Source organism: Bradyrhizobium forestalis, from assembly GCF_002795245.1.
Taxonomy (GTDB): domain Bacteria; phylum Pseudomonadota; class Alphaproteobacteria; order Rhizobiales; family Xanthobacteraceae; genus Bradyrhizobium; species Bradyrhizobium forestalis.
This window is the reverse complement of record NZ_PGVG01000029.1, coordinates 17,133-42,066: the sequence shown is the minus strand read 5'-3', so window position 1 is coordinate 42,066 and position 24,934 is coordinate 17,133. Positions and strand designations below refer to the sequence as shown.

Sequence of the window (24,934 nt, the reverse complement as noted above, 5' to 3'; positions counted from 1 at the left end):
AAGCAAAAACAAGGTCTCGCTAAGCGTGGAAGATCTTTGGAGATCAGCGGCTTAGTTCGAGACGGCAGCAAAAGGGCGGTGTGATGATGGAGGCAATTCGCGGGTTCTGGGTGGCGTCGGCGACGCCGCTGGCGGCTGATGGCGGCGTGGATCACGCCCGGCTCGCGGGCCATGCCAAGCACCTCTTCAGCAAAGGTGTCGACGGCGTCGTGCTGTTCGGCACCACCGGCGAGGGCACCTCGTTCAATGCCGCCGAACGCATTGCGACGATCGAAGCCCTGCTCAAGAACGGCGTCGCTGCGGACCGCATCGGCATCGGTGGCGGCTTTCCCGCCATCACCGACAGCATCGCGCTGACGCGCGCCGTGCTCGGCCTCGGCCTGCGCCACGTGTTGCTGTTGCCGCCCTACTTCGATCGCAACGTCACGCCTGAGGGCATCGAGGATGCCTTCGCCGCGATCATCGACGGCGCCGCCGACGATCGCCTGCGCGCTTATCTCTATCACATCCCGCAGGTCTCGGGCGTTGCGATCCCGACGACGGTTGCCGCAAGCCTGCGCAAGCGCTACGGCCAAAGGGTTGCGGGTCTGAAGGACTCCAGCGGCGACTTCAAGCAGTTCCAGGCATTCCGTGCCGCCGCGCCCGAACTCGCCATCACCGTCGGCAACGAAGCCGACATCACACGCGCGATCGCCGCGGGCGGTGCCGGCACCATCTGCGGCATGGCCAACGTCGTGCCCGAGCTGGTCAAGGGCATGGTTGACGGCAAGGAGATCGAAGCGCGCATGCAGGCGGCGATCGATGTCGTGGTGAAGACGCCGTCCCTGGTCGCGACGTTGAAAGCCATCCTCGCGGCGCAGACGGGCGATACAGGCTGGTTGCGCGTGCGCCCGCCGCTCCGCGCGTTGTCGGACGGCACCGCGTTCAAGCGGAAGCTCGACGCGTTGATGGCGCCTGCGCTCGCGTGAGCCTGTGCAGATAAGCGACGCGCGGCCGCGAATTCGCGTGCTGCGTGCCACGCTCGGCATGACGGCAATTGGAGATTGCCGTTCAGCGCCGATCTGTTCTTAGAACGATTCAATACTAGAGCGATTCAAGTCCGCTTACGGTTCTCTTCACGCATAGCGGCTGTTAGACGCGCGAGCTTCAATGCAGTGTCTGACCTGGAAGTGAATCGAACGTGCGTGCTCATCCGGATGGCCGCGACAGCGGCCATCAAACTCGTGCCGGCATGGGCCGTGCCGGTCTTCTCATCGGAGCGGCTGTGCTGCTCGCCGAATGTCCCTCCAGCATGACGACCGCGCAGGCGCAGTCGGCGTTGCCGCCGGTGACGGTTGACGCGCCAGCGCAGCGGCCGAAGCCGGCGCGGGCATCGGACCAGCCTTCGCGCCGCACGCAAACCGCCGCGCGCCAGCATAATCGCAATACCGCACCCGCAGCGCCGACGCTCTCGGAGCGAGCGGCCGCAGAGGTCGCCGCACAGCAAGCCGCAAAGCTCGGCTACCGCGCGATGCCGAGCGCGACGACGCTGCGCAGCGGCGCCTCGCCGCTCGACACCTCCCAGGCCGTCAATGTCGTGCCCGAGCAGGTGTTGAAGGACCAGCTGCCGCGCAACATCGACGATGCGCTTGCCAACGTCTCCGGCATCACCCAGACCAACACGCTCGCCGGCACGCAGGATGCGGTGATCCGCCGTGGTTTCGGCGACAACCGCGACGGCTCGATCATGCGCAACGGCATGCCGCTGGTGCAGGGCCGCAGCCTCAACCCTGCAGTCGAAAGCGTCGAGGTGCTGAAGGGCCCGGCCTCGCTGCTCTACGGCATCATGGATCCCGGCGGCATCGTCAACACCATCAGCAAGCGGCCCGAGCTTTACCAGCACGGCTCGGTCACGCTGCTCGGCTCGACCTACAATTCGTCCAAATCCGGCGCCGACGGTCTGCTCGACGTCACCGGCCCGATCGGCGATCAGGGACTTGCCTATCGCTTCATCGGTTACGGCGTCAGCGAGGATTACTGGCGCAATTTCGGCCGCCATCGCGAGATGCTGGTGGCACCGTCGCTGGCCTGGTACGGCCAGGACACCACGGTCCAGCTCAACTACGAGCATCGCGAGTTCATCACTCCGTTCGACCGCGGCACAGCCTTCATCAATGGCGCGCCGCTGGCGATCCCGGCGACGCGCCGGCTCGACGAGCCCTACAACAACATGTGGGGGACGTCCGACCTGATCCAGGCCTCGGTCGAGCATCGCCTCAATCAGGACTGGAAGCTGTTTGCCGGCTACAGCTACAATACCGAGACCTTCAGCGCGAACCAGCTCCGCATCACCGGCGTCAATGCGAAGACCGGCGTCGAGACGCGCAGCAATGACGGCACGCAGGGTTCGCTGAGCAATTCGAGCTATGGGACGTCCTACATCTCGGGCGGCTTCTGGCTAGGCGACATGCGCAACGAGGTGCTGTTCGGCGGCGACGGCCAGTATCGCACGATCTACCGCGACAACCTGATCCGGCAGGCGGCCCCGTCCTTCAATGTCTACAACCCGGTCTACGGTCTGATCGGGCCGGGCACGACGGTTTCGAACAGCGACAGCGCCCAGACCGACAAGCTCGGCCAATGGTCGCTGTTCTTTCAGGACACGCTGCATCTGACCGAGCGGTTCGCGCTGGTCGGCGGCGTGCGGTACATGGATTACGACCAGCTGGCCGGGCGCGGAAAGCCGTTCAAAACCAACACCAACGTGTCGGCGGATGCGGTGCTCCCGCTCGGCGGCGCGATCTTCAAGCTCACCGACCAGCTTTCGCTCTATGCGAGCTACAGCCAGTCGCTGAAGCCGAACTCGACCATTGCTCCGCTGAGCAATGGCGGCGGCGTCGTGCTCGGATCGAACATCGCACCCGAGGAGGGCACGCAGTACGAAGCCGGGCTCAAGTTCGATCTCAACAAGCGCCTCTCAGGTACGCTTGCGGTTTACGATATCGAGAAGCAGAACGTGCTGGTCAGCCAGCTCAACACTGTAACCGGCTTCAACGTGTACACCGCGGCCGGCAAGGTCCGTTCGCGCGGACTTGAGATCGACGTCACGGGGAGGCTCTCCGACAATTGGAGCATGATCGGAAGCTATGGCTACACCGATGCGCGTGTGACCGAGGATCCGACCTATGCCGGTAAGCAACTTCAGAACGTTGCGATGAACACGGCTTCGCTCTATCTGGTCTACGATTTTGGCGCGGTGATTCCCGGCCAGCTCAGGCTCGGCGGCGGCGCGCGCTATGTCGGCGACCGGCCTGGGGACGCGTTGAACACGTTCGTGCTGCCGTCCTATGTCGTCGCTGATGTCTTCGCGACCTATGAGACGAAGTATCAGACCCTGCCGGTCATCTATCAGCTCAACGTCAAGAACCTGTTCGACACCGTCTACTACACCTCCGCTGTGAACAATCTCAACGTCGCTATCGGTGATGCAAGACGCGTGTCGCTGTCGGCGACTGTGAAGTTCTAACCATGGCAGCGCGGTGGGGACACACGATCAAGGCGGTCCTCTTCCAGGTCCATTCCATGGTGGGCCTGGTTCTTGCGCTCCTGGTGTCCCTGATCGCGCTGACCGGCGCGATCATGAGTTTCGAGGACGAGATCGTCGATCATCTCAACGCCGGGATCATGCAGGTCACGCCGCATCAAGCGCCGGCGCTGATGCCGGATGACCTGATCGCGCGGCTGAAGGCGGCGCAGGACGTCGGCAAGGTCTCGGCTGTCACGCTGTCGAGCGATCCGGCGGCGGCGGTCCATGTCCGCTTCGCGCGTGACGAACACGGCGGCCGGCCGACCTCGCTCTATGTCGATCCCTATGACGCGCGCGTGCTGGGCTCGCCGCGCGGCGAGACGTTCTTCGCGACGGTGCGTCAGCTGCATCGCTGGTTGCTCGTTCCCGGCGACGGCAAGGGCTGGGGTCGCCCGATCACCGGCACCATCGCGCTCGGCCTCATCATCATGCTGGTGTCGGGCCTCGTGCTGCGCTGGCCGCGCCGGACGAGCAGTGTGAAGATGTGGCTGAAGCCGAATTTCGGGCTCGGCGGCCGGGGCTTGCACCAGTCGCTGCACACCGTGATCGGCACCTGGGTCCTGCCGGTCTATCTGATGATGACGCTCACCGGGCTGTGGTTCTCCTTCGAATGGTACAGGGACGGCGTGACCTGGCTGCTGGCGCGTCCGCACGTCACCGCTGCGAAGATGCCCGCAAAGTCGCCGCGTGGCCGAGCCGAGCCTGCGTCCCAGATCGGATTTGATCGGGCGTGGATGACGTTCCAGCGCGAGGAGGGTGACCGATTCTCCAGGGCCTTGCTGACGCTGCCGGCCGGGCAGGGCACGGCGATACGGATCCGCTCGTGGGGGAAGGCGTCGTTGCTCGAGACCACGCGCGACGAATTCCGGATCGACGCCGTCACCGGCCAGCTGGTGTCCGCGGAGCGCTATGCCGACAAGACATTCGGCGAAACGATCATCGCGGCCATCTACGACATCCATCGCGGCGCAATCCTGGGATGGCCGGGCAAGCTTGTCTTCATGGCTGCCGCCGCCTTGATGCCGCTGTTCTCGGTCACCGGCATCCTGCTCTATCTGTCGCGTCGCAAGCTGCGGCGCGCGGCGCAGCCGCCGCTCGGGCGGCTCGTTCCGGGCGAGTGAGCGGACAAGGCTAGCCAACGCGCTCTCAATCGTTCAAAAGCCCATGGCCTGTCCTTCCCAGGGTCCATGCCATGAAGCTTCCGACCGTTGCCCCCGCCGATATCCGCCGTGCGCTGCTGTTGCGCGAGGAGATCGCGCTGCTTGATCTCAGATACGAGGCGGCCTTCGCGACCGGCCATCCGCTGTTCGCCGCCAACATGGCCGTGGACCGGATCGCGGTCGAGGCCGAGGTCAGGCTGCCGCGCAAGGACGTGCCGATCGTCCTCTATGATGACGGGGAGAAGCCCGTCGTCGCGACCGGAGCCGAGCGTCTGGCTGCGCTCGGCTACACCAATATCAGCGCACTCGACGGCGGGCTGACGGCCTGGCGCGCGGCGGGCTTTGAGGTGTTCGAGGACGTCAATTCCTACGCGAAAGCGTTTGGCGAACTCGTGGAGTCGCGCCGCCACACGCCCTCGCTCAGCGCCGACGAGGTCGCAAAGCTCATCGCCGACAAGGCCAACATCGCCATCCTCGACGTCCGCCGTTTCGACGAATATGCGACCATGAACATCCCGGGCTCGGTCAGCGTGCCAGGCGCGGAGCTGGTGCTGCGGGCCGGGCGCGCCGCGCCCGATCCCGAGACGACGATCATCGTCAACTGCGCCGGCCGCACCCGCTCGATCATCGGCACCCAGTCGCTGATCAATGCCGGGGTGCCCAACAGGGTCCGCGCGCTGCGCAACGGCACCATCGGCTGGACGCTGGCGCGCCATGGGCTCGACCACGGCGCCGACAGGCGCGGCGCAATCGGCCCGTTCGAGGGCGGCCCGGCCAATGCCCGCGATGTCGCTTATCGCGCCGGTGTCCGCCATATCGGTGCGAACGAGATGGCTGCGCTTGCCGCGCAGACCCATCGCACGCTCTATCGCTTCGACGTGCGCGATGCCGAGGACTATGCGGCCGGCCATCTCCCCGGCTTCCGCCACTATCCCGGCGGCCAGCTCGTCCAGGAAACCGACATGGCCGCGCCCGTGCGCGGCGCGCGCATCCTCCTCACCGACGACAGATGCGTCCGCGCCGACATGACGGCGTCCTGGCTGGCGCAGATGGGCTGGGAGGTCCATGTGCTCGAAGGCGGCTATGACGGTGCGCTCGAGGTCGGCCCGCCGCACGCCTTGCCGAAGCCGGATCCGGCACACCGTTACCGCCGGCCCTATGAGGGAACCGACGTCGGGGAAGCCGCGATGCAGGCCTATCTCGACTGGGAATATGGCTTGGTCGACCAGCTCCGCCGCGACGGTACGCACGGGTTCTATGTGATTTGAGACCGGGCTAAACGCGCGCTGGACCGAGCACTACTCCATCACCGTCACCCTGAGGTGGCCGCTCCTTAGCGGCCCTCGAAGGGCGACGGCCCGGCTGCATCGAGGCCGTTCATCCTTCGAGGCTCCCGGCGCGAAGCTGCGCATCGCGCCACTCGCACCTCAGGATGACGGAACTAGCAGGGTGCCAAGCTTATCTACCCCGCCGTCTCCTCCCCGTATCCAAGCCCTATTGTGCCGCGCACCGTCGGCGGTCTATGAGCTGCGGCAAAGCTGCTACTTACGGAGATTCCATGTCAGCCCCAGGCCAAAGCCCTGAGCGAAGCGCCAAAGCGCTGCTGCTCGAAGGCGTCAATGACAGTGCCGTGGACCTGTTCAGGAGCGCGGGTTTCACCAATGTCGAGCGGCTGACCAAGGCGCTGGACGGCGAGGACCTGCGGCGCGCGCTCAAGGGCGTGTCGCTGCTCGGCATCCGCTCGCGCACCCAGATCACCGATGAGGTGCTCGCCGCCGCCGACCAGCTGCTCGCGGTCGGCTGCTTCAGCGTCGGCACCAACCAGGTCGATCTTGCGGCGGCGCGCAAGCGCGGCATTCCCGTCTTCAACGCGCCGTTCTCCAACACGCGCAGCGTCGCCGAGCTCGTGATCGGCGAGATCGTGATGCTGCTGCGGCGGATCTTTCCGCGCTCCGTGTCGGCTCATGCGGGCGGCTGGGACAAGTCGGCGACCGGCAGCCGCGAGGTGCGCGGCCGCACCCTCGGCATCGTCGGCTACGGCAATATCGGCTCGCAGCTTTCGACCCTGGCCGAAGCCATGGGCATGCGCGTGATCTATTTCGACCGCACCGACAAGCTCCGCCACGGCAACACCGAGCCGGTCGAGAAGCTGGAAGAGCTGCTGGCGCAGAGCGACGTCGTCAGCCTGCACGTGCCGGAGACGCCGGAGACATCAGGCATGATCGGCGAGAAAGAGCTGCGGGCGATGAAGCCTGGCTCCTTCCTGATCAACAACAGCCGCGGCACCGTGGTCGATCTCGATGCGCTCGCGCGCGCCCTGCGCGACGGTCACCTCGCCGGTGCGGCCGTCGATGTGTTTCCGGTCGAGCCGTCTTCGAACGCGGATCGCTTCAACAGCCCGGTGCAGGGCCTCGAGAACGTCATCCTCACCCCGCATATCGGCGGCTCGACCGAAGAGGCGCAGGAGCGTATCGGCGGCGAGGTCGCACGCAAGCTGGTCGACTATTTCATCACGGGCTCGACCATGGGCGCGGTGAATTTCCCCGAAGTGCAATTGCATCTTCGCCCCTCCGGCGCGCGCTTCAGCCATGTCCATCGCAACGTGCCGGGCATGCTGCGGCGGCTGAACGAGGTCTTCCTGGAGCGCGACATCAATATCGCCGCGCAATATCTGGAGACCGCCGGCGACCTCGGTTATGTCGTGCTCGACGCCGATCTCGGTGGGCAGGACTCCGGCGAACTGCTCCAGCAGATCCGCGCCCTCGACGGCACCGTCGGCGCGCGGCTGGTGTTCGAGCACTAGAGGCTTGTTGACGGCCGGCAGGAGGTCGCGTTCAATGCGGTCTCCTACAGATCGAACAAACAAAAAAGCTGGGTGGAAACGATGACGCTGACGAGGGCGAAGCTGTGCGCATGGCTCGTGGGGACGGCGGCTGCGCTGAGCGCGGACGCCGCGTTCGCCATGACATTGGCGGAGGATGCGGACACGGTCTGCAAGGGGCTCGTTGGCGGCACTGACACCGTAAAGATCGATTCCGCGACGCTGCAGACATCCTCGCAACTCGCCGTTGCCGAACGTGGACCCACCCCGTCGGGGCGCATCACGCCGGCCAATCCGCGCTTCTGCAAGGTGCTCGCTCATATCGACCCCACCGATTCCAAGGCGCCGCCGATCAAATTCCAGGTCAATCTTCCCGTCGAATGGAACGGTCGCTCGCTGCAATATGGCGGCGGCGGCTTCAACGGCGTGCTGATCACGGGACTTGCGCTGCCGCCGGCCTATCCCTTCGACAAGCCGTCGCCGCTCGCGCGCGGCTTCGTCACCTACGGCACGGACTCCGGCCACGAATCCAAGCCGGGCGAGCCGCCGCAGCTTTTCGCGCTGAACGACGAGGCCTTCGAGAATTTCGCCCATCGCGCCTACAAGAAGGTGCGCGACGCGACCGCTGCGCTGATGCAGCGCGCCTACGGCAAGAAGCCGGAGAAGATGTACTTCATGGGCTCGTCCGAAGGCGGCCGCGAAGGCCTCACCATGGCGCAGCGCTACCCCGACGATTTCGACGGCATCTTCGCCCGCGTGCCGGTCATCAATTGGGTCGGCTTGCAGCATGCCGGCACGCGCTCGGGCCTCGTCACCATGGGTGAGGGCTGGATCAATCCGGCGCAGGTGAAGCTCGTCGCCGACGCAGTGCGCGTGGCTTGCGACAAGGCCGACGGCTCCGACGACGCGCTGGTGCAGGATCCCGTCACCTGCAAGGCGGCATTCAAGGTCGAGACGCTGCGCTGCGCGGCGGGCAAGAGCGGCGATCAGTGTCTCACTGATGAGCAGATCAAGGCGATCAACACGCTGCACGCGACCTACAAATTCCCGTTCTCGCTCGCCAATGGTCTCGATGACTATCCGGGCTGGGGCGTGTCGGGCGAGGATACGCCGGCGATCGGGCCGACCGGCGGCTGGGTCGCCTGGTGGCTCGGCACCGCGCCGCCGGCGCAGCCACCTGCGCCGAACAACGGCATCGCCTGGATCTATGGCGCTGGCGGCATTCAATATGTGTTCGCGCGCGATCCCAAGCTCGACGTCACCACCTACAAGCCTGAAGAGCACAAGGCGCGGCTGCTCGAGGTGTCCAGCCTGATGGATTCGACGGATCCCGATCTCAGCCGTTTCCGCGCGCGGGGCGGCCGGCTGATCATGCTCGAGCACATGGCCGACTATGCGCAGAGCCCCTATGCCGGCATCCGCTATTTCGAGAGCGTCGAGCGCAAGATGGGCAAGGCCGAGACCGCCGAGTTCGCGCGGCTCTACACCGCGCCCGGCGTCGACCATGTCGGCTCCGGCGCGCCGGCCAATGTCGACATGCTGAGCGTGCTGCTCGACTGGGTCGAGCAGGGCAAGGCGCCCGGCGATCTCGAGGTTGCCGAGCAGAAGCTCGAGGCGCCGTCGTTTGCGGTGACGCGCGCGCTGCCGTTGTGCCGCTGGCCGGCTTGGCCGCACTACAAGAGCGGCCCAGTGACCGCGGCTTCGAGCTTTACCTGCGCGCCGTAGCGAAACGGCTCGTTTGACAACCGCCTCGCGTTCGACTAGATATTTCGCATGCGAAATAAAGAAGCTGGCGCGCGGCATCATCGGCTGATCTACCTGTTGAGCGTCGCGCACCGCCGGTTGCAGCGATGGATGGCGGCGCGGCCCGAGAGCGAGGTGACGCCGGCGCAGGCCGGGCTATTGTTCATCCTCGGCCGACAGGACGGCGTGCTGATGGGCGAGGCGGGCGCGGCGCTCGATCTTGGCCCGGCCGGCATTTCCGGGCTCGTCGACCGCACGGCGGCGGCAAAACTGATCGAGCGGCGAGCCGACCGCGAGGATGGCCGCGCCTGGCGTATCTGGCTGACGCCGAAGGGTCGCACCGCGCTGGCGCAGGCGAAGGCCAGCGCGGCCGAGGTCAACGCGGCGCTGACGGAAGGATTTTCGGCTGCGGAAATCGACATCGTCGCGCGCTGGCTGACGAGCATTCAGGACAAATTTCCAAGAGGAGCAGACGAATGACCGAGCATGTCCGGATCGAGAACAATGGCGGCATCCTCACCCTCACGCTGGCCCGCCCCGACAAGAAGAACGCGCTGACCGATGCGATGTACGGCAAGCTCGCGGACGCAATCGAATCCGCCGAGTTCGATCCGTCGGCCCGCGTGATCCTGATCCGCGGCGAGGGCGACATGTTCACCGCCGGCAATGACGTCGGCGAGTTCGCCGCAGTCGCAGCCGGCAAGTCCGAAGGCAGCCGCAACGTCGTGCGCTTCATCCAGTCGCTGGCGCGCTGCACCCGGCCGCTGGTCGCAGCCGTGCAGGGCCGTGCCGTCGGCGTCGGCACCACGATGCTGCTGCATTGCGATCTCGTCGTGCTCGCCGACGACGCGCAATTGTCGACGCCCTTCGTCAGCCTCGCGCTGGTGCCGGAGGCCGCCTCCAGCCTGCTGATGCCGGCGCGCATCGGCTATGCGCGCGCCTATGAGATGTTCGCGCTCGGCGAGACCGTGCCGGCAAAGTCGGCGCTGGAATGGGGCCTCGCCAACCGCGTGGTGCCGCTCGACAAGCTCGAAGCCGAGGCGCTTGCCCTCGCGCAGCGTCTCGCCCGCCAGCCGGCCGGTGCCCTCATCGCGACCAAGCGGCTGATGCGCAACGGCGAAGCGCTGGTCGCGCAGATGCAGGCCGAAGGCGAGCAGTTCGCGCAGCGCCTGCGCACCGCCGAGGCGCGCGAGGCGTTCACGGCATTTGCCGAGCGCCGTCCGCCGGACTTCACGAAGGTGGCGTGAGACGGTCCAAGAGGGCGGGCGACTCCGAGGCGCTTATCATTCGATATAAACCTTAACGAAACTTTGGCATGTCACCATGCAAGATGACCGCTCGTGACGAGTAGGTCTTTTGGTCCATGTCAGTTTTTAAGAAATCGGTAAGCACGCTCCTCCTGGTTCTGATGACACTGCTGGCCGCCGGCGCGCTGACCAGCACGGCGATCCAGATGTTCGGAGCATTCGGCCGCTACAGCGACAGTCTGGAGACCGAACGGCTCGCGAATGCCGACAAGGCGATTTTCCATGGCGTGCTGGCGTTACGCAACAATCGCGGCGATGCCCAGAGCGCGCTGCTCGGCGAGGACGATCCTCGCGCCAAGCTCGGCGCCGCCGAGAAGGCCGAGCAGGCCGGCTTCGACGCCATCATCGCGGCGCTCGCGACCGTCGAATTCGCCCGCCGCGACGAGCTCGCCAGCACGCTGAAGCAGCGCTGGAGCGAGGCTGCGCCGAAATTTCAGCTGTTCTACGACGAGGCGAAGCTGCCGCGCGCCGAGCGCAAGCTGGAGCGTACCAGCATCTGGTACGATTCCGTCACCAAGGTGATCGAGACCGCCAACCTGGCCTCCACCGCGGTGTCGAACAGCGCCTGGACGAACGATCCCTTCATCGCCCGCATGATCCAGGCCCGCCGCCTCGCCTGGCAGGTGCGCGACCGTTACGGCATCCAGTGCTCGACGTTGCGGCCGAACGTCAACGCCAGCAAGCCGCTCGACGAAACCCAGAAGCAGACCGTGGCCGGCTGGAACGGCATCGTCACCGCCGGCTGGACCGGCATGGAGGAGCTGCTGGCCGCGCCTGACGTGACGGCGGACCTCGTCAACACGGCCAAGGAGGCGCGCGCCAAGACCGACGGCGTCCTCAAGCGGATCGGTGAGCTGACCAAGTCCTTCGACGGCAGCGGTCGTCCCGCGATGCCCGCCTCGGAATGGAACGCGTTGTGCCAGTCGCCCTTTGCGTCCATCGTCGCGGTCGCCAACAAGGCGCTCGACCTGTCGATCGCGCGCGCCGAGGCGGTGCAGGCGAAAGCCCTGACCAATCTCATCGTGCAGTCGTTCGCGTTCCTGCTCGCGCTGGCCGTGACCCTGGCCGGCGTGTTCGTGGTGCGCACTCGCCTCATGCGGCCGGTGCGCGCCATCCTCGATGCCATCGCGCGCATCAGCGGGCGCGACTATGCGACGCCGGTGCCGCAATCACGTCATCCCGACGAGTTCGGCACCATGGCTGCGGCGCTCGAAAGCCTGCGCGAAAGCGCGGCGACCGCCGAACGCCTCGGCCAGGAACGTGAAGCGCAGCAGGCGCTTCAGCTCGCTCGCTCCGGCACCGTCGATGCGGCCTGCCGCAGCTTCGACGACACCGTGCAGGCGGTGATTCACAGCGTCGTGGCCTCGACGCGGGAGCTCGACGCCACGGCGGCCGGCGTGCGCTCGCTGGTCTCGGAATCGGGCAGCCAGACTGCGGCGGTCTCCTCCGCGGCCGAGCAGGCCACCAACAATCTCGAGACCATCGCGGCCGCGACGGAAGAACTCTCCGCCTCCGTCGGCGAGATCTCCGCGCAGGTGCAGTCGAGCGCGCGCGAGGCCCGCGAGGCCGTGGCACAGGCCGAGCAGACCAACGCGACGGTCGAGATCCTCGATCAGACCGCAAGCCGGATTGGCGAAGTCGTGAAGATGATCAACGCGATTGCCGCCCAGACCAACCTTCTGGCGCTGAACGCCACCATCGAGGCGGCGCGCGCCGGCGAGGCCGGCCGCGGCTTTGCCGTCGTCGCCGGCGAGGTCAAGAGCCTCGCGGCGCAGACCGCGACGGCCACGGAAGAGATCTCGCGCCAGGTCGAGGAAATCCAGGGCGCCACCGGCCAGGCGGTGGCCGCGATCCGCTCCATCGGCGGCGCCATCAGCGGCATCGACGAGAAGATGACGGCGATTGCCGCCGCGGTCGAGCAGCAGCGCGCGGCCACCACCGAGATCTCGCGCAACTTCCAGCAGGCCGCGCAAGGCACCCGCGAGGTCACCGACACCATCGGCAGCGTCGCGCGGCTGAACCAGGAGACCGGTAACGCCGGCACGGTGCTGTCGGACTCCGTCAAGAAGATGTCCGCCGACGCCGATCGTCTCCGCGTCGCGGTCGAGGGCTTTTTGGGAGCGGTGAAGACCGCGTAATGTGGCAGTTGAAAGGTGACCGAGTGTGCTCGGCCTGCATGGTTCGAGACGCCCGCTTTGGCGGGCTCCTCACCATGAGGGTCTGATATTTGGCCACGGACCGAGACCTCATCCTGAGGGCTCGCCGTAGGCGGGCGTCTCGAAGGATGGCCGCGAGCGGACTTCCTCTCAGTTCTCCATCCAACGTCGCGCGGGCATTGCCGCCGGTCCGCGCGACGGGTACATGTGTCACGCCTCGCTCGCAAGCGCGGCAGCAGACGTAAGACACATCAGGGATGGAGAGTTCGATGCCGGTCACCCCACACAAGGCCCAGCGCCCCTATCGCGGCGTGTTCCCGGTCGCGCCCACCATCTTCGATGAGCGCGGCGAGCTCGACCTCGAGGGCCAGCGCCGCTGTATCGATTTCATGATCGATGCCGGCTCGCACGGCATCTGCATCCTCGCCAATTTCTCCGAGCAGTTCGTGCTCACCGACGCTGAGCGCGAGACCGTGATGCATGCGGTGCTGGAACATGTGGCCGGCCGGGTTCCCGTGATCGTCACCACCACGCATTTCAGCTCGGCCGTGTGCGCGGCGCGCAGCAAGCAGGCCGAGGCGGCCGGCGCCGCCATGGTGATGGTGATGCCGCCCTATCACGGCGCCACCTTCCGGGTCCCGGAGAAGGGCATCGTCGAATTCTTCAAGGTGCTCTCCGGCGCGATCAATATTCCCGTCATGATCCAGGACGCGCCGGTGGCGGGCACGCCGCTCTCGGTCGAGCTGCTGGCGCGGCTGTCGCGCGACTTCTCCAACATCCGCTATTTCAAGATCGAGGTGCCCGGCGCGGCTGCAAAGCTCCGCAGCCTGATCGAGGCCGGCGGCAAGGACATCGAGGGTCCCTGGGACGGCGAGGAGGCGATCACGCTACTCGCCGATCTCGACGCCGGCGCCACCGGCGCGATGACCGGCGGCGGCTATCCCGACGGCATCCGCCAGATCATCGATCCCTATTTCGCCGGCAAGCGGGAGGAGGCGAAGGCCGCTTACGAACGCTGGCTGCCGCTGATCAACTACGAGAACCGCCAATGCGGCCTGATCGCCTGCAAGGTCATGATGCAGGCCGGCGGTGTGATTAAATCGGACGCGGTGCGTCATCCGCTCCAGCCGTTGCATCCGGCAACGCGGGCAGGGTTGCTCGAGCTCGCCAAGGAGCGCGACGCGCTGGCGCTGCGGTGGGGGAAGTAACGCGCCACTCGCTCCGCTGCGGCTAGGCATCTCCGCTGTCGTCCCGGACAAGCGCGCGCCGATCCGGGACCCATAGCTACAGGGAGAAGTTTGGCGAAGACTCGGAGTTACTAGTCTTGCACCACAACCCCTCCCTGTGGTTATGGGTCCCTGCGCCCCGTGCGCAATTGCGCACTAGGCAGGGACGATCCTGAATGGGATGCACGAGTGTTCCGCCGATCCCCGGTTTGCATTCGGCCGTAGGCGTCGAATTAACGCGATTCCGCCAGTTTCGCGCAGCGCGGCGATGGCATATTGTACGCGGGCCAACCGGCCCTGCGGAGAATCCCAAGACATCGCGTAACAGCTCATCTTTTGCCGTTATCCCGAGCCAGGTTGGCGCGAACCGACAGAACAGGGAGGCAGTGCCATGACGATGAGGCCGGATCCCACCTTTCACGCATCGCCCAAGCTTGCGATGGAAGCGCCTGCGGAGAACTTTGCCTACACCTTGCTGCTCAGTCCGGATTTCTCCAAGCCGGATGCTCTCGCGGTCATCGACGTCAAGCCGGGATCGCCGACCTACAGCCAGATCGTCCACACCGTGACGATGCCCAACAAGGGCGACGAGTTTCATCACTTCGGCTGGAATGCCTGCTCCTCCGCCTTGTCGCCGCTCGCGGGACATGCCTTCATCGAGCGGCGCTATCTCATCATCCCCGGGCTGCGCTCGTCGCGGATCTACATCATCGACACCAAGCCCGATCCGACCCAAGCCAAGATCCACAAGATCATCGAACCAGAAGAAGTCTTCAAGAAAACCGGCTATTCGCGGCCGCATACCATCCATTGCGGGCCGGACGGCATCTATGTGAGCACGCTCGGCGGCGGCGGCAAGGACGGCACCAACGGTCCTCCAGGTGTCTTCATCATGGATTGCGAGACGTTCGAGGTGCTTGGACGATGGGAGATCGATCGCGGTCCGCAGACCCTGCATTATGATTTCTGGTGGAATCTGCCGCGCGACTACATGGTGACCAGTGAATGGGCGTTGCCGCCGCAGTTCGAGAACGGGATCGTCCCGGAGGATCTGCTTGCGAATAAATATGGCCATCGCCTCCACTTCTGGGATCTGCGCGCTCGGCGCAACGTCCAGACCATCGACCTCGGCGCCAATCATCAGATGGCGCTGGAGGTGCGGCCCGCGCACGATCCGGTTCGCGAGTACGGCTTCGTCGGCGTCGTGGTCGACACCACCAACCTCGAAGCGTCGATCTGGACGTGGTGGCGCGACGGCGGAAAATTCCATGCCGAGAAGACGGCGACGATCCCGCCCGAGCCCGCGCCCAAGGAGAAGCTCCCGCCGCTGCTGCAGGGATTTGGCGCCGTGCCGCCGCTGGTGACCGACATCGACCTGTCGATGGATGACCGGTATCTCTATGTCTCGTGCTGGGGCACGGGCGAAATGCGCCAGTACGACGTCAGTGATCCGCGCAAGCCGAAGCATGCGGGCTCGGTCCACATCGGCGGCATCGCGCGCCGCACGCCGCATCCGAACGGCAAGGCCTTCGCGGCCGGTCCGCAGATGGTCGAGATCAGCCGCGACGGCAGGCGCGTGTACTGGACCAATTCGCTCTATTCCACCTGGGACGACCAGTTCTATCCCGATGGGGTTCCGGGCGTGGAGGTCATGGCCAATGTCGGTGGCAACGGCGGTCTCGAGCTCGACAAGGACTATTTCGTGAGCTTCCCCGACGGATATCGTGCGCACCAGATCAGGCTCGAGGGCGGCGATTGTTCGACGGATTCCTTTTGCTACCCGTCGGTCTAGATTGGGGGCACGCGAGCCCGGCACTCGGCTGGCTGTGGCTCGCGCTTGTTGCGAGCGGTCTCTACCACGGGGTCAATCCGGGCATGGGATGGCCGCTCGCGGTTTCGGCCGGGCTCATGGACAAGAGCCCGCGCGCGCTCTTCCGCGCCTTGTGGGCTCTGGCGGCCGGGCATCTCCTCGCAACGCTGCTCGTGCTGCTACCATTCGCGTTCCTGCTCGTGCTGGCGGAGTGGCAGCGTCCGATCCAGCTGGTCGCGAGCCTTCTCGTCATCGGCTTCGGCGTCTATCGGTTGATCGTTCGGCGCCATCCCCGTGCGCTGGCACGCATTCCGCCGACGCAATTGGTGCTCTGGTCGTTTGCCGTCGCCATTGCTCACGGCGCCGCCTTGATGCTCGTGCCGATCTATCTCGGGCTCTGTCAGGCCTTCGAGCTCGATGCCGGGCATCAGGCGGCGGGCGAGTTGATGAAGGCAAGTGTCGGAATGGCGGTGCTGGTGTCCCTGGTGCACGTTGCCGCCATGGTCGGTGCCGGCGGATGTCTGGCCTGGCTCGTCTACCGCTATCTGGGATTGAAGTTCGTCTCGCGCAGCTGGTTCAATCTGGATGTAGTCTGGGCGACCAGCCTGGTTCTGGTCGGCGCCGTGGCGCTCGCCTTCAATCTGGTGAGCTGGCGCTGAGATCCGCCCGTGCCAAAGCCCACTCGCCGACAATGCGGAAGCGCACCTTGGCATCATCCTGCTTGAACAGGGCGAGGCGGTCGATCGCCAGCGTATCGAGACGAAGCGCCGCAAACCGCGCCCGCAACATCTGAAGGATCGGCCCGCGCCGCTCCGCGTCCAGCCGTCCCGTCAGCGTCATGTGAAAACGGAATTCCTCCATCACGTAAGGATAGCCCCAGCGGTCGAGGTACTCTCGTTGTCGCTCGCTCAGCTTCTCCGGCCTGCGCCGTGCCCGATCCTCAGCGGTCAGCTCGGCGCGAAAGCAATCGAAATCGCGGACGCAATCGGCAGCGAGCTCTTGAAGTGCGCCGACCGGCTCGGCTGGAATGACCGCAATGAAGCCGCTGATGACATCGACGACCGGACGGATGACCGGAATCGGTCGTGTCTTACCGGCGAAAGCCGCGCAGGCTGCGACCAGCTCCGTTTCGGTGTTGCCTGATGCTAACGCCATGGGCGCCTTCAGCGTGGCGTGAAAGCCGTATTTGCGGGGATCGGCGCTGACGTCGCGCCAATCGGCAGCAATTTGCAGCGCCTCGCGCGGGAACGGCACCTCGTCGCCGGTGTAAGCGTCGTAGCCGAGCAGCGCGGCGCCGAAGCGGGAGAGGGCGCTGTTGCTGCCTGCGGCAAAATAGATCGCGTAGCGGGGAAAACCTGTCATCGCCTCAGCATAACCAATTTATGCCGCCGCGACAGCCTCGCGCGGCGCCGCCACAGCAGTGAGCAGCCGTGCCGCATCGGTGAGATGCACGAGCTTGCCGCCCGATATCACAGCAATGATCCGCGGCCGCAATCGCACGCTGTCGTCGACGAGCAGGATGTCGGCGCGGCGTCCTTCCGCGATCTCGCCGCGATCGGTGAGGCCCGTCGCGCGCGCGGGGCCGGCGGAGACCAGATCCCAGGCCTGTGCCAGCGGCACCACGCCATCGGCGGCGAGGCGGAACGCGGCGAGCAGCTGTGCGGGATAGTAATAGTCCGACGCCAGCACCGAGCAGAGCCCCTTGGCGATCATGTCGGATGCCCTGGTCCAGCCGGTGTGGCTGCCGCCGCGCACAACATTCGGCGCGCCGTAGACGATGGCATCGCCATGGCTTGCCGCCGCCCGCGCAGTCTCCTCGTTGATCGGGAATTCGGCGATCATCGCGCCGAGATCGCGAAACGCCTGACGCACCGCTGGCGTCGCATCGTCATGTGAAAGCATCCGCACCTCGGCGGCGCGGGCCGCCGCCGCGAGCCGCGACACAGAAGCCGGCACATCCGCAGCGCGCGACACGATGTGTCCGACCAGCCGGTCGAAATCCTCAGCTGACAGCCCCGTGCGCTCCACCATGCGGTTGCGCTTGCGGGGCTTGGCCATGTCGGCGACGGTGCCGTCCATGTGGTCGTTGAAGGCGAACAGGTCGACGCGGCCCTCGGCGAGCCACTGGCTGATCTCGGCCTCGGCGTCGAGATTGTAGATCTCGTGCCGCAGATGGAAGCGGGCGTCGGCGGCGAACTGCGGACGCTGCCGCTCGATCGCTTCCATCAGCGCGCGCGCATTGTCGGCGCTGCGCAGGCCCGGCTCCCACGAGCAGGTCGTGGCGTGGAAGACGGTTGTGATGCCGTTGCTGATCGCCTGGCGGTCGCTGTCGGCGAGCGCGACGTCGATCGGAAAATCGACACCGGCGCGCGGCATCATCTGCCGCTCGAAGGCATCGCCGTGCAGATCGACGATGCCGGGCAGCACCAGCAGGTCGCGGGCATCGATCGCCAGCCGCGCACGGCCGCGCGAAGCATCGACCTCTGCAATATCCGTTCCGGACACGAGAAGGGAGGCTTCGACCAGTTCGGCGCCGATCAGGGCCCGGCCGCCTTCAAGGAATATGTCTGTCACGCGACCGCGCTTCGTCTGTTGGCAGGAGAACTGGTGAGAGAGCTCGCCCGTGCTTCGTATGTCGAAAGAAAATCTTCAATCCCGAGCTTGCGGAAATCGGGCAGCGCCTCGCGCAATTTGTCGTGATCCCAATCCCACCAGGCGAGCTTCGCGAGGCGCCCCGCGACCTCCTCCGAGAACCGCCGCCGCACGATCCGGGCCGGATTGCCGGCGACGATGGTGTAGGCCGGCACGTCCTTGGTGACGATGGCGCCGGCGGCGATCACCGCACCGGTGCCGATGTTACGGCCCGGCAATACGATCGCGCCATGGCCGATCCAGACGTCGTGGCCGATATGAACATGATGCTGTCGCCGCCAGTCGAAGAATTCGGCGTCGTCGCTCTCGCCTTCGAAATAGGCGCTGGAGCGGTAGGTGAAGTGCGCTTGTGTCGCGCGGTGCATCGGATGGTTGCCGGGATTGATGCGCGTCATCGCCGCGATCGAGCAGAACTTTCCGATGGTGGTGTAGGTGATCTGCGAATCGTTCACGACATAGGAGTAATCGCCCATCGCCACTTCATGCAGGATCGTGCGCGCGCCGACCTCGGTATAGGCGCCGAGCCTGGTCTCATGCAGTTTGGCCGAGGGATCGATGGTCGGCTCAACCGAAAGAGCTTTGGCGGCCATGTTGCATCCGAATTGCGAGGGCGGGGGTCTCTCTTCGAGCGGCTTGATGACGATGTCATGACGCCGAGATGACAGGGGATGAGGTGTGTAGGATCGCCGCACCGCAACGCGCGTGTCACACAAGTGTTAAGCGCGGGCGTTAGCGGTTGGCTCCAGCTACTCTGGAGCCCTGCATGCTGGTGGTGGATGGTCTGACGTGTCGCTTCGGCGCAAAAGCCGCGGTGGACGACGCTTCGTTTCAAGTTTCCCCCGGCGGCTTCGTCGGTGTGATCGGGCGATCCGGCGCCGGCAAGTCGACATTGTTGCGGACCATCAACCGCCTTGTGACGCCGACCGGCGGCCGCATCCTGTTCGATGGCGTCGACGTCACCTTGCTGCGCGGCAAGGAGCTGCGGCAGTGGCGCGCGCGCTCGGCAATGATCTTCCAGCAGTTCAACCTGGTCGGCCGACTCGACGTGCTCACCAATGTCCTGATGGGACGGCTCGCGACGATGCCCGCCTGGCGTTCGCTGTCGCAGGCCTGGCCCGAGCAGGACAAGGCGCTGGCGATGTCGGCGCTCGAGCAGTTCGACATCGCTTCGCTCGCCGCCCAGCGCGCCGACCAGCTCTCCGGCGGTCAGCAGCAGCGCGTGGCGATCGCGCGTGCGCTGGTGCAGCAGCCCGACATCATCCTCGCCGACGAGCCGATCGCCTCGCTCGATCCGCGCAACACCAAGATCGTGATGGATGCGCTGCTGCGCATCAACAAGCATTTCGGCATCACCGTGCTCTGCAACCTGCATTCGCTCGATCTGGCGCGGACCTATTGCGACCGCCTGATCGGCATGGCCGCGGGCCGCGTGGTGTTCGACGGCGCGCCGTCCGCGCTGACCGATCACGTCGCGCGCGAGCTCTACGATCTCGAAGCCGCCGACGTCATGGGCGGCATGCCTGTCCCGGCGCCCGCCGGCGTCCCGGCGGCGGCCGCCGCCTGAGCCGCGCCTGTTTTGTTGCAAGTCTTTGCGTCAACCGACCCCCAACCGATGAAGAGGGTACCATGATCACTCGCAGATTCATTCTTGCCGGCGCCGCCGCGCTCGCGCTCACGGCCTCCGCCTCCGCGGAAAATTGGAAGGCCAAATATCCCGAGCTGACCTTTGCGGTCGTCCCGGCCGAGAACGCCTCCGGCGTCACCGAGCGCTGGGCGCCGTTCGTGAGCTATCTCTCCAAGGAGCTGGGCGTGAAGGTCACGCTGCGCATCGCCAACGACTACGCCGCTGTCATCGAAGGCCAGCGCGCCGGCAACATCCAGATCGCGAGCTACGGCTCGGCCTCGTTCGCCCGCGCCCGCCTGACCGGCGTCAAGACCGACGCCTTCGCCAACGACATCAACGCCGACGGCTCGACCGGCTACTACTCCGTGTTCTTCGTCAAGGCGAGCAGCGCCTACAAGAAGGTCGACGACCTCAAGGGCAAGAACCTCGGCCTGGTCGATCCCAACTCGACCTCCGGCAACAACGTGCCGCGCTTCGAGCTCGACAAGATGGGCATCCACGATGCCGAAGGCTATTTCAGCAAGGTCGTCTTCACCGGCAGCCACGAGAACGCCATGCTGGCGCTTTCGCAGGGCACGGTCGACGTCGCCGCCAACCAGTGGACCAGCGACGACGATTCCACGCTGGCGCAGATGCTGACCAAGGGCATGCTGAAGAACGCCGACGGCTCGGCGATGAAGAAGGATGATTTCCGCATCATCCACAAGTCGGCGCCGATCATCAACGGTCCCTATGCCTACAACTCCGACCTGCCGGAAGACGCCAAGGCCGCCATCGCCAAGGCTTTCTTCGACGCGCCGGCCAAGGACAAGGCCGCGTTCGACCGTCTCTCCGACGGCCAGAAGAAGGGTTTTCATCCCGCCACCACCAAGGACTGGGATGGCACGATCGAGCTGATCAAGTTCGTCGATGCGCTGCGTAAAAAGAAGGCGTCCTGAGTTCTTAGGACGATGCACTGGAGCCGGGTCCTTAAGGACCCGGCTCTTTCTTTGACCGGACCTGTTTCGACCGATGACGACAGCGGTTTCGATCCTCCCCGAGCAGCAGCTCGCCGTGCTCAATGCCGCCTATCGCCAGGCGGTCGCGCGCAGGCGGCTTCGTCTCCTGTTGGGAGCCGTCATCTTTGCCGCCGCGCTGGTTCTCGCCGCGATCGGCGCCGAAGTGAATCTGCGCACGCTGTTCACCTATTTCGGCAACTTCATCAGCTATTTCGATCGCATCCTCACGCTCGACAGCGGCCAGCGGGTCTGGACCGATGTCGGCGAGTGGCTCTGGGGCTGGCGCAAATGGCTGAAGATGCTGGGCGAGACGCTGCTGATCTCCTATGTCGGCACGCTGATCGGCGCGACTTTCGCATTCTGCCTGAATTTCTTCGCGGCCGAAAACACCTCGCCCGCCCCCTGGCTGCGCTTCATCGTGCGGCGTCTGCTCGAGTTCGCCCGCACCGTCCCCGGCATCGTCTTCGCACTGGTCTTCGTCATCGCCTTCGGCCTAGGGCCAATGGCTGGCGTGCTGGCGATTGCAATCCACTCCACCGGTGCGCTGGGAAAACTGTTCTCGGAGATTGTCGAGAACGCTGACATGAAGCCGGTCGAAGGCATCCGTTCGACCGGCGCGAGCTGGTTGTCCTGCATGCGATTTGCCGTGGTGCCGCAGGTCACTGCGGGCTATGCCAGCTACGCGCTGCTGCGCTTCGAGATCAACGTCCGTGAGGCCTCCGTGATGGGCTTTGTCGGCGCCGGCGGCATTGGCCAGGAGCTCGTCGTCGCTATCCGCAAGTTCTACTACTCCGACGTCAGCGCCATCCTGCTCACCATCATCGTCACCGTCTTCATCATCGACATCACCACCGGCTGGCTGCGCGGCCGCCTGTTCGGCAAGGAGGCGCGGGCGTGACGAAGCCGCAGCAGGTCGATACGCGCGAGATGCGCGCGCGCTACCCCGATGTGTTCGACCGGCCGGCCTCGGCGCGGCTCGCAACGCCGGCGATGATCGTCGCGGCGTTCGCGATCCTTATTTACGGCCTCGTCGATCTCGACTTCTCGCCGTCGCGCTTCTTTGCCGGCCTCAGCCAGCTCGGCTGGATCAGCCTGATGATGATCCCGCCGGATCCCGGCTCCTCGCTGCCGGTCTATCTGAAGGCGCTGGGCGAGACGTTGTCGATCGCGCTGCTCGGCACCACGCTGGCGGCGCTGTTCGCGCTCCCGGTCAGCCTGCTGGCGGCGCGCAACATCGTGCCGTCGAACATCCTGCGCTTTCCCGTCAGGCGGTTCCTCGATTCGATCCGCGGCGTCGATACGCTGATCTGGGCGCTGGTGTGGATCAACGTGGTCGGGCTCGGCCCGTTCGCCGGCGTGCTCGCCATCGCCGTGTCGGATTTCGGTGCGTTCGGAAAATTGTTCTCGGAGGCGATCGAGGGTGCCGACCAGAAGCAGGTCGAGGGCATCCGCGCCGCCGGCGGCAGCCCGCTGCACGAGATCCGCTTCGGCCTGCTGCCGCAAGTCCTGCCCGTCATCGCCGGCCAGGTGCTCTATTTCATCGAATCCAACACCCGCTCGGCCACCATCATCGGCATCGTCGGTGCCGGCGGCATCGGCCTCCAGCTCGCCGAGCAGATCCGCGTGCTGGAATGGCAGAAGGTGTCGTTCCTGATCCTGATGATCCTGGTCGCGGTCGCCGCGATCGATTTCATCTCCGGCAAGCTGCGGTTTGCGATCATCGGGCCCAGGGCGGTGGCCTGATCGCAGCCACGAGCTCCGCTTCCCTTCTCCCCTTGCGGGAGAAGGTGGCGCGAAGCGCCGGATGAGGGGTTCTATCGGCGAATTCAACAGGCGTTAGTGAGCGCGGAGAGAGACCCCTCACCCGTCTCGCCGCTATGCGGCGAGCCACCCTCTCCCACAAGGGGAGAGGGGAAGACAGCGCACCGCTCGACGAAAGGCTCACCCGTTCTCCACCAGAAACTCCACCCGTTCCGCAGCAAACCGCGAATGCTTGGTCACCAGCGGCTTGCCCGTGAGATCGTGGTCGGTCGCATCGACCACCAGGATCGGACGCCCCAGCGCGAGATCGAGCCGGGCGGCGTCGGTCGCGTCGACGATGCCGGCGGTGATCCGGGTCGCGCCGCGGCGATAGTCGCGCACGCCATAATGTGCGAGCAGTTTCGTCATCGAGCGCGTCGCCGCGAACACGGCGCCCGCATCCGGAAACAGGTCCGCCGACAGCCAGGTCGTGGACACGCAAATCGGCGTGCGGTCGGCGAGCCGGATCGCTTCGATCCGCACGAGGGGCGCGCCGGTCTTCAATCCCAGTTCTCGCGCGAGCTCGCGCGTCGCGACATCATCGCTCGCCTCGATCAGCCGGCCGTGCGGTTCGCGCCCCTCGGCGCCGACGATCTCGGAGAAGCGCGTGCGCGAGCGCAAGGGATAAGCGAGCTTCTGTGCCTCGACATAGGTTCCGCTGCCGCGCTCGGCGCGCACCAGGCCGCGCTCGGCAAGGGCTGCCAGCGCGCGCCGCACGGTGTGGCGGTTGTCGCGGTAGGTTTCGGCGATCTCCCTCTCGCCCGGCAGCTTGTCGCCCGCGGCAAAGCGGCCGTCGGCGATGCCGCGCTCGATGCCGTCGGCGACGAGGCGCCACAAAGCGACGCCCGAAGAGGCTGTGTCCTGCATGCTCATGTCGTCGGTCAGCCTAGCCCGAAAATCACATCTTTGTCACGAAACAGTCATGGCGCGTCCGTATGAAGTTGTCTATTATCATAGACAACTTGGAATCGGCAAGTTTTGTCAAAGGCGCGGTGGATCAGGTGACCCAGCACAATACCCAGCAAGCCCAGCGCAAGGCCGCGATGGCCGTGCTGGCGCACGCGGAGGCGGGCGAGATCGCCGCTCGCCTCCGCGATCTCACCCTGCCGGCTCATCAGGATCTGCGTGCGCCGGAGAACGGCCTCGTGATGCTGCGCGGCCGGGTCGGCGGCGACGGTGCGCCGTTCAACCTCGGCGAAGCCACGGTGTCGCGCGCGGCGGTGCGGCTTGCGAGCGGCGAGGTCGGGTTCGGCTACACGCTCGGGCGCGACGGCGAGAAGGCGCGGCTGATCGCGCTGTGCGATGCGCTGGTGCAGTCCCGCGATTTCGGCGGGCTGGTCGAGCGCAGCGTTATCGCGCCGTTGCGTGAGCAGCTTATGGTCCGGCACAAGCGGGCGGCAGAAGAGACCGCCGCGACGAAGGTTGATTTCTACACCATGGTGCGCGGTGAGGGGTGAGATCATGACCACGATTGCGGAACTGCCGCCGGGTTTCGCCGACAAGGTGCTGTCGGCGCAATCGACCTTTCGTTCGGTCATGGACGCGATGGCGCGGCCAGGCTCGGTCCAGCGCATCGTGCCGATGGCGGGGGCGCCTGATACGATGATGCGCGGCACAGCCGCGATCGCGCTGACGCTGTTCGATCACGACACGCCGCTCTGGCTCGAAGCGCGGATGGCGGAGAGCTCGGACGTGGTGAAATGGCTGAAATTTCACACAGGCGCGCCGGTCGTGCAGGATTGCTCGATCGCGAGCTTCGCGCTGATCAGCGATGGCGCGGCGCTTCCGCCGCTCGAGCGCTTTGCGCTCGGGACGAGCGAGTATCCGGACCGTTCGACCACTTTGATCATTCAGGTCGAAAGCCTGGTCTCGGGGCGCGGCTTCGAGCTGCGCGGCCCCGGCATCGATGGGGTCGCCACGCTGCAGGCGTCGGTCAAGCCGTTCGACCTGTTCGAGCGCCTGCATATCAACGAAGCGCTGTTTCCGCGCGGCATCGACGTCGTGCTGGTCGCCGATGATGCCGTGGTCGCGATTCCTCGCACCACGCGCGTCGTGAGCAAGGGAAGCTAACG

22 protein-coding genes are annotated in these 24,934 nt (G+C 65.8%); 18 read left to right on the top strand and 4 right to left on the bottom strand.

Annotated features, from left to right (window positions below; genetic code table 11):
• The first annotated feature begins 83 nt into the window (after positions 1–83).
• The 12 genes from CVM73_RS27830 to CVM73_RS27775 all read left to right on the top strand — a co-directional run bounded on the left by CVM73_RS27830 (position 84) and on the right by CVM73_RS27775 (position 16,447).
• Positions 84–968 carry a dihydrodipicolinate synthase family protein gene (locus CVM73_RS27830; RefSeq protein ID WP_167407102.1) on the top strand — a complete coding sequence of 295 codons (885 nt, stop codon included), beginning with the start codon at positions 84–86 and terminating at the stop codon, positions 966–968.
• A gap of 263 nt (positions 969–1,231) precedes the next feature.
• Positions 1,232–3,505, top strand: a complete 2,274-nt coding sequence (locus tag CVM73_RS27825; protein WP_167407107.1) for a TonB-dependent siderophore receptor — start codon at positions 1,232–1,234, stop codon at positions 3,503–3,505.
• Between the two features lie 2 nt (positions 3,506–3,507).
• Positions 3,508–4,686 carry a PepSY-associated TM helix domain-containing protein gene (locus tag CVM73_RS27820; protein ID WP_100234994.1) on the top strand — a complete coding sequence of 393 codons (1,179 nt, stop codon included), beginning with the start codon at positions 3,508–3,510 and terminating at the stop codon, positions 4,684–4,686.
• Positions 4,687–4,757: 71 nt separating this feature from the next.
• A complete protein-coding gene (locus CVM73_RS27815; protein ID WP_100234993.1) occupies positions 4,758–5,993 on the top strand; it encodes a rhodanese-like domain-containing protein in 1,236 nt (411 codons plus the stop codon).
• Between the two features lie 290 nt (positions 5,994–6,283).
• Positions 6,284–7,528 carry a phosphoglycerate dehydrogenase gene (gene serA, locus CVM73_RS27810; protein ID WP_100234992.1) on the top strand — a complete coding sequence of 415 codons (1,245 nt, stop codon included), beginning with the start codon at positions 6,284–6,286 and terminating at the stop codon, positions 7,526–7,528.
• 81 nt (positions 7,529–7,609) lie between these two features.
• Positions 7,610–9,271 (top strand): tannase/feruloyl esterase family alpha/beta hydrolase, encoded by a 1,662-nt coding sequence (locus CVM73_RS27805; protein ID WP_167407101.1) that lies wholly within the window; start codon positions 7,610–7,612, stop codon positions 9,269–9,271.
• Between the two features lie 48 nt (positions 9,272–9,319).
• Positions 9,320–9,769 (top strand): MarR family winged helix-turn-helix transcriptional regulator, encoded by a 450-nt coding sequence (locus CVM73_RS27800; RefSeq protein ID WP_100234990.1) that lies wholly within the window; start codon positions 9,320–9,322, stop codon positions 9,767–9,769.
• Entirely contained in the window at positions 9,766–10,536 is a 771-nt protein-coding gene (locus CVM73_RS27795; RefSeq protein WP_100234989.1) for an enoyl-CoA hydratase, read from the top strand. Before CVM73_RS27800 ends, CVM73_RS27795 begins: the two co-directional genes overlap by 4 nt.
• A gap of 116 nt (positions 10,537–10,652) precedes the next feature.
• Positions 10,653–12,734 carry a methyl-accepting chemotaxis protein gene (locus CVM73_RS27790; RefSeq protein ID WP_100234988.1) on the top strand — a complete coding sequence of 694 codons (2,082 nt, stop codon included), beginning with the start codon at positions 10,653–10,655 and terminating at the stop codon, positions 12,732–12,734.
• 287 nt (positions 12,735–13,021) lie between these two features.
• Positions 13,022–13,960: a dihydrodipicolinate synthase family protein gene (locus CVM73_RS27785; RefSeq protein WP_100235039.1), complete on the top strand. Its 939-nt coding sequence runs from the start codon at positions 13,022–13,024 to the stop codon at positions 13,958–13,960.
• 409 nt (positions 13,961–14,369) lie between these two features.
• Positions 14,370–15,770 carry a selenium-binding protein SBP56-related protein gene (locus tag CVM73_RS27780; RefSeq protein ID WP_100234987.1) on the top strand — a complete coding sequence of 467 codons (1,401 nt, stop codon included), beginning with the start codon at positions 14,370–14,372 and terminating at the stop codon, positions 15,768–15,770.
• Positions 15,771–15,853: 83 nt separating this feature from the next.
• Positions 15,854–16,447 carry a hypothetical protein gene (locus CVM73_RS27775; RefSeq protein ID WP_100234986.1) on the top strand — a complete coding sequence of 198 codons (594 nt, stop codon included), beginning with the start codon at positions 15,854–15,856 and terminating at the stop codon, positions 16,445–16,447.
• Here the strand turns inward: CVM73_RS27775 and CVM73_RS27770 are convergent.
• From CVM73_RS27770 to CVM73_RS27760, 3 genes are read right to left on the bottom strand one after another with little or no spacing between them, the layout of a single operon-like run.
• Complete coding sequence (locus CVM73_RS27770; protein ID WP_100234985.1) at positions 16,425–17,150, bottom strand: DUF1045 domain-containing protein; 726 nt, start codon at positions 17,148–17,150, stop codon at positions 16,425–16,427. The two genes, CVM73_RS27775 and CVM73_RS27770, sit on opposite strands and share 23 nt — an antisense overlap.
• A gap of 18 nt (positions 17,151–17,168) precedes the next feature.
• Positions 17,169–18,362 (bottom strand): alpha-D-ribose 1-methylphosphonate 5-triphosphate diphosphatase, encoded by a 1,194-nt coding sequence (locus CVM73_RS27765; protein WP_100234984.1) that lies wholly within the window; start codon positions 18,360–18,362, stop codon positions 17,169–17,171.
• A complete protein-coding gene (locus CVM73_RS27760) occupies positions 18,359–19,030 on the bottom strand; it encodes a transferase hexapeptide repeat family protein (RefSeq protein ID WP_167407099.1) in 672 nt (223 codons plus the stop codon). The genes CVM73_RS27765 and CVM73_RS27760 overlap by 4 nt, the downstream gene beginning before the upstream one ends.
• Positions 19,031–19,203: 173 nt before the next feature.
• On the opposite strand from CVM73_RS27760, the gene phnC reads away from it, so the two are divergent.
• From phnC to phnE (CVM73_RS27740), 4 genes are all read left to right on the top strand, one after another.
• On the top strand, positions 19,204–20,004 hold the full coding sequence (phnC, locus tag CVM73_RS27755) for a phosphonate ABC transporter ATP-binding protein (RefSeq protein WP_100234982.1): 801 nt from the start codon (positions 19,204–19,206) through the stop codon (positions 20,002–20,004).
• A gap of 62 nt (positions 20,005–20,066) precedes the next feature.
• Positions 20,067–21,002 (top strand): phosphonate ABC transporter substrate-binding protein, encoded by a 936-nt coding sequence (gene phnD / locus CVM73_RS27750; protein ID WP_100234981.1) that lies wholly within the window; start codon positions 20,067–20,069, stop codon positions 21,000–21,002.
• A gap of 73 nt (positions 21,003–21,075) precedes the next feature.
• Positions 21,076–21,960: a phosphonate ABC transporter, permease protein PhnE gene (gene phnE / locus CVM73_RS27745; protein WP_100234980.1), complete on the top strand. Its 885-nt coding sequence runs from the start codon at positions 21,076–21,078 to the stop codon at positions 21,958–21,960.
• Between the two features lie 29 nt (positions 21,961–21,989).
• Positions 21,990–22,805, top strand: a complete 816-nt coding sequence (gene phnE, locus CVM73_RS27740; protein ID WP_430641321.1) for a phosphonate ABC transporter, permease protein PhnE — start codon at positions 21,990–21,992, stop codon at positions 22,803–22,805.
• Positions 22,806–23,003: 198 nt separating this feature from the next.
• Here the strand turns inward: phnE (CVM73_RS27740) and phnF are convergent, their stop codons facing one another.
• On the bottom strand, positions 23,004–23,735 hold the full coding sequence (gene phnF / locus CVM73_RS27735; protein WP_100234978.1) for a phosphonate metabolism transcriptional regulator PhnF: 732 nt from the start codon (positions 23,733–23,735) through the stop codon (positions 23,004–23,006).
• Between the two features lie 119 nt (positions 23,736–23,854).
• Here phnF and phnG point away from each other — a divergent pair, with 119 nt between their 5' ends.
• Positions 23,855–24,319 (top strand): phosphonate C-P lyase system protein PhnG, encoded by a 465-nt coding sequence (gene phnG, locus CVM73_RS27730; RefSeq protein ID WP_167407098.1) that lies wholly within the window; start codon positions 23,855–23,857, stop codon positions 24,317–24,319.
• Between the two features lie 4 nt (positions 24,320–24,323).
• Positions 24,324–24,932 (top strand): phosphonate C-P lyase system protein PhnH, encoded by a 609-nt coding sequence (phnH, locus tag CVM73_RS27725; protein WP_167407097.1) that lies wholly within the window; start codon positions 24,324–24,326, stop codon positions 24,930–24,932.
• Positions 24,933–24,934: the final 2 nt, after the last annotated feature.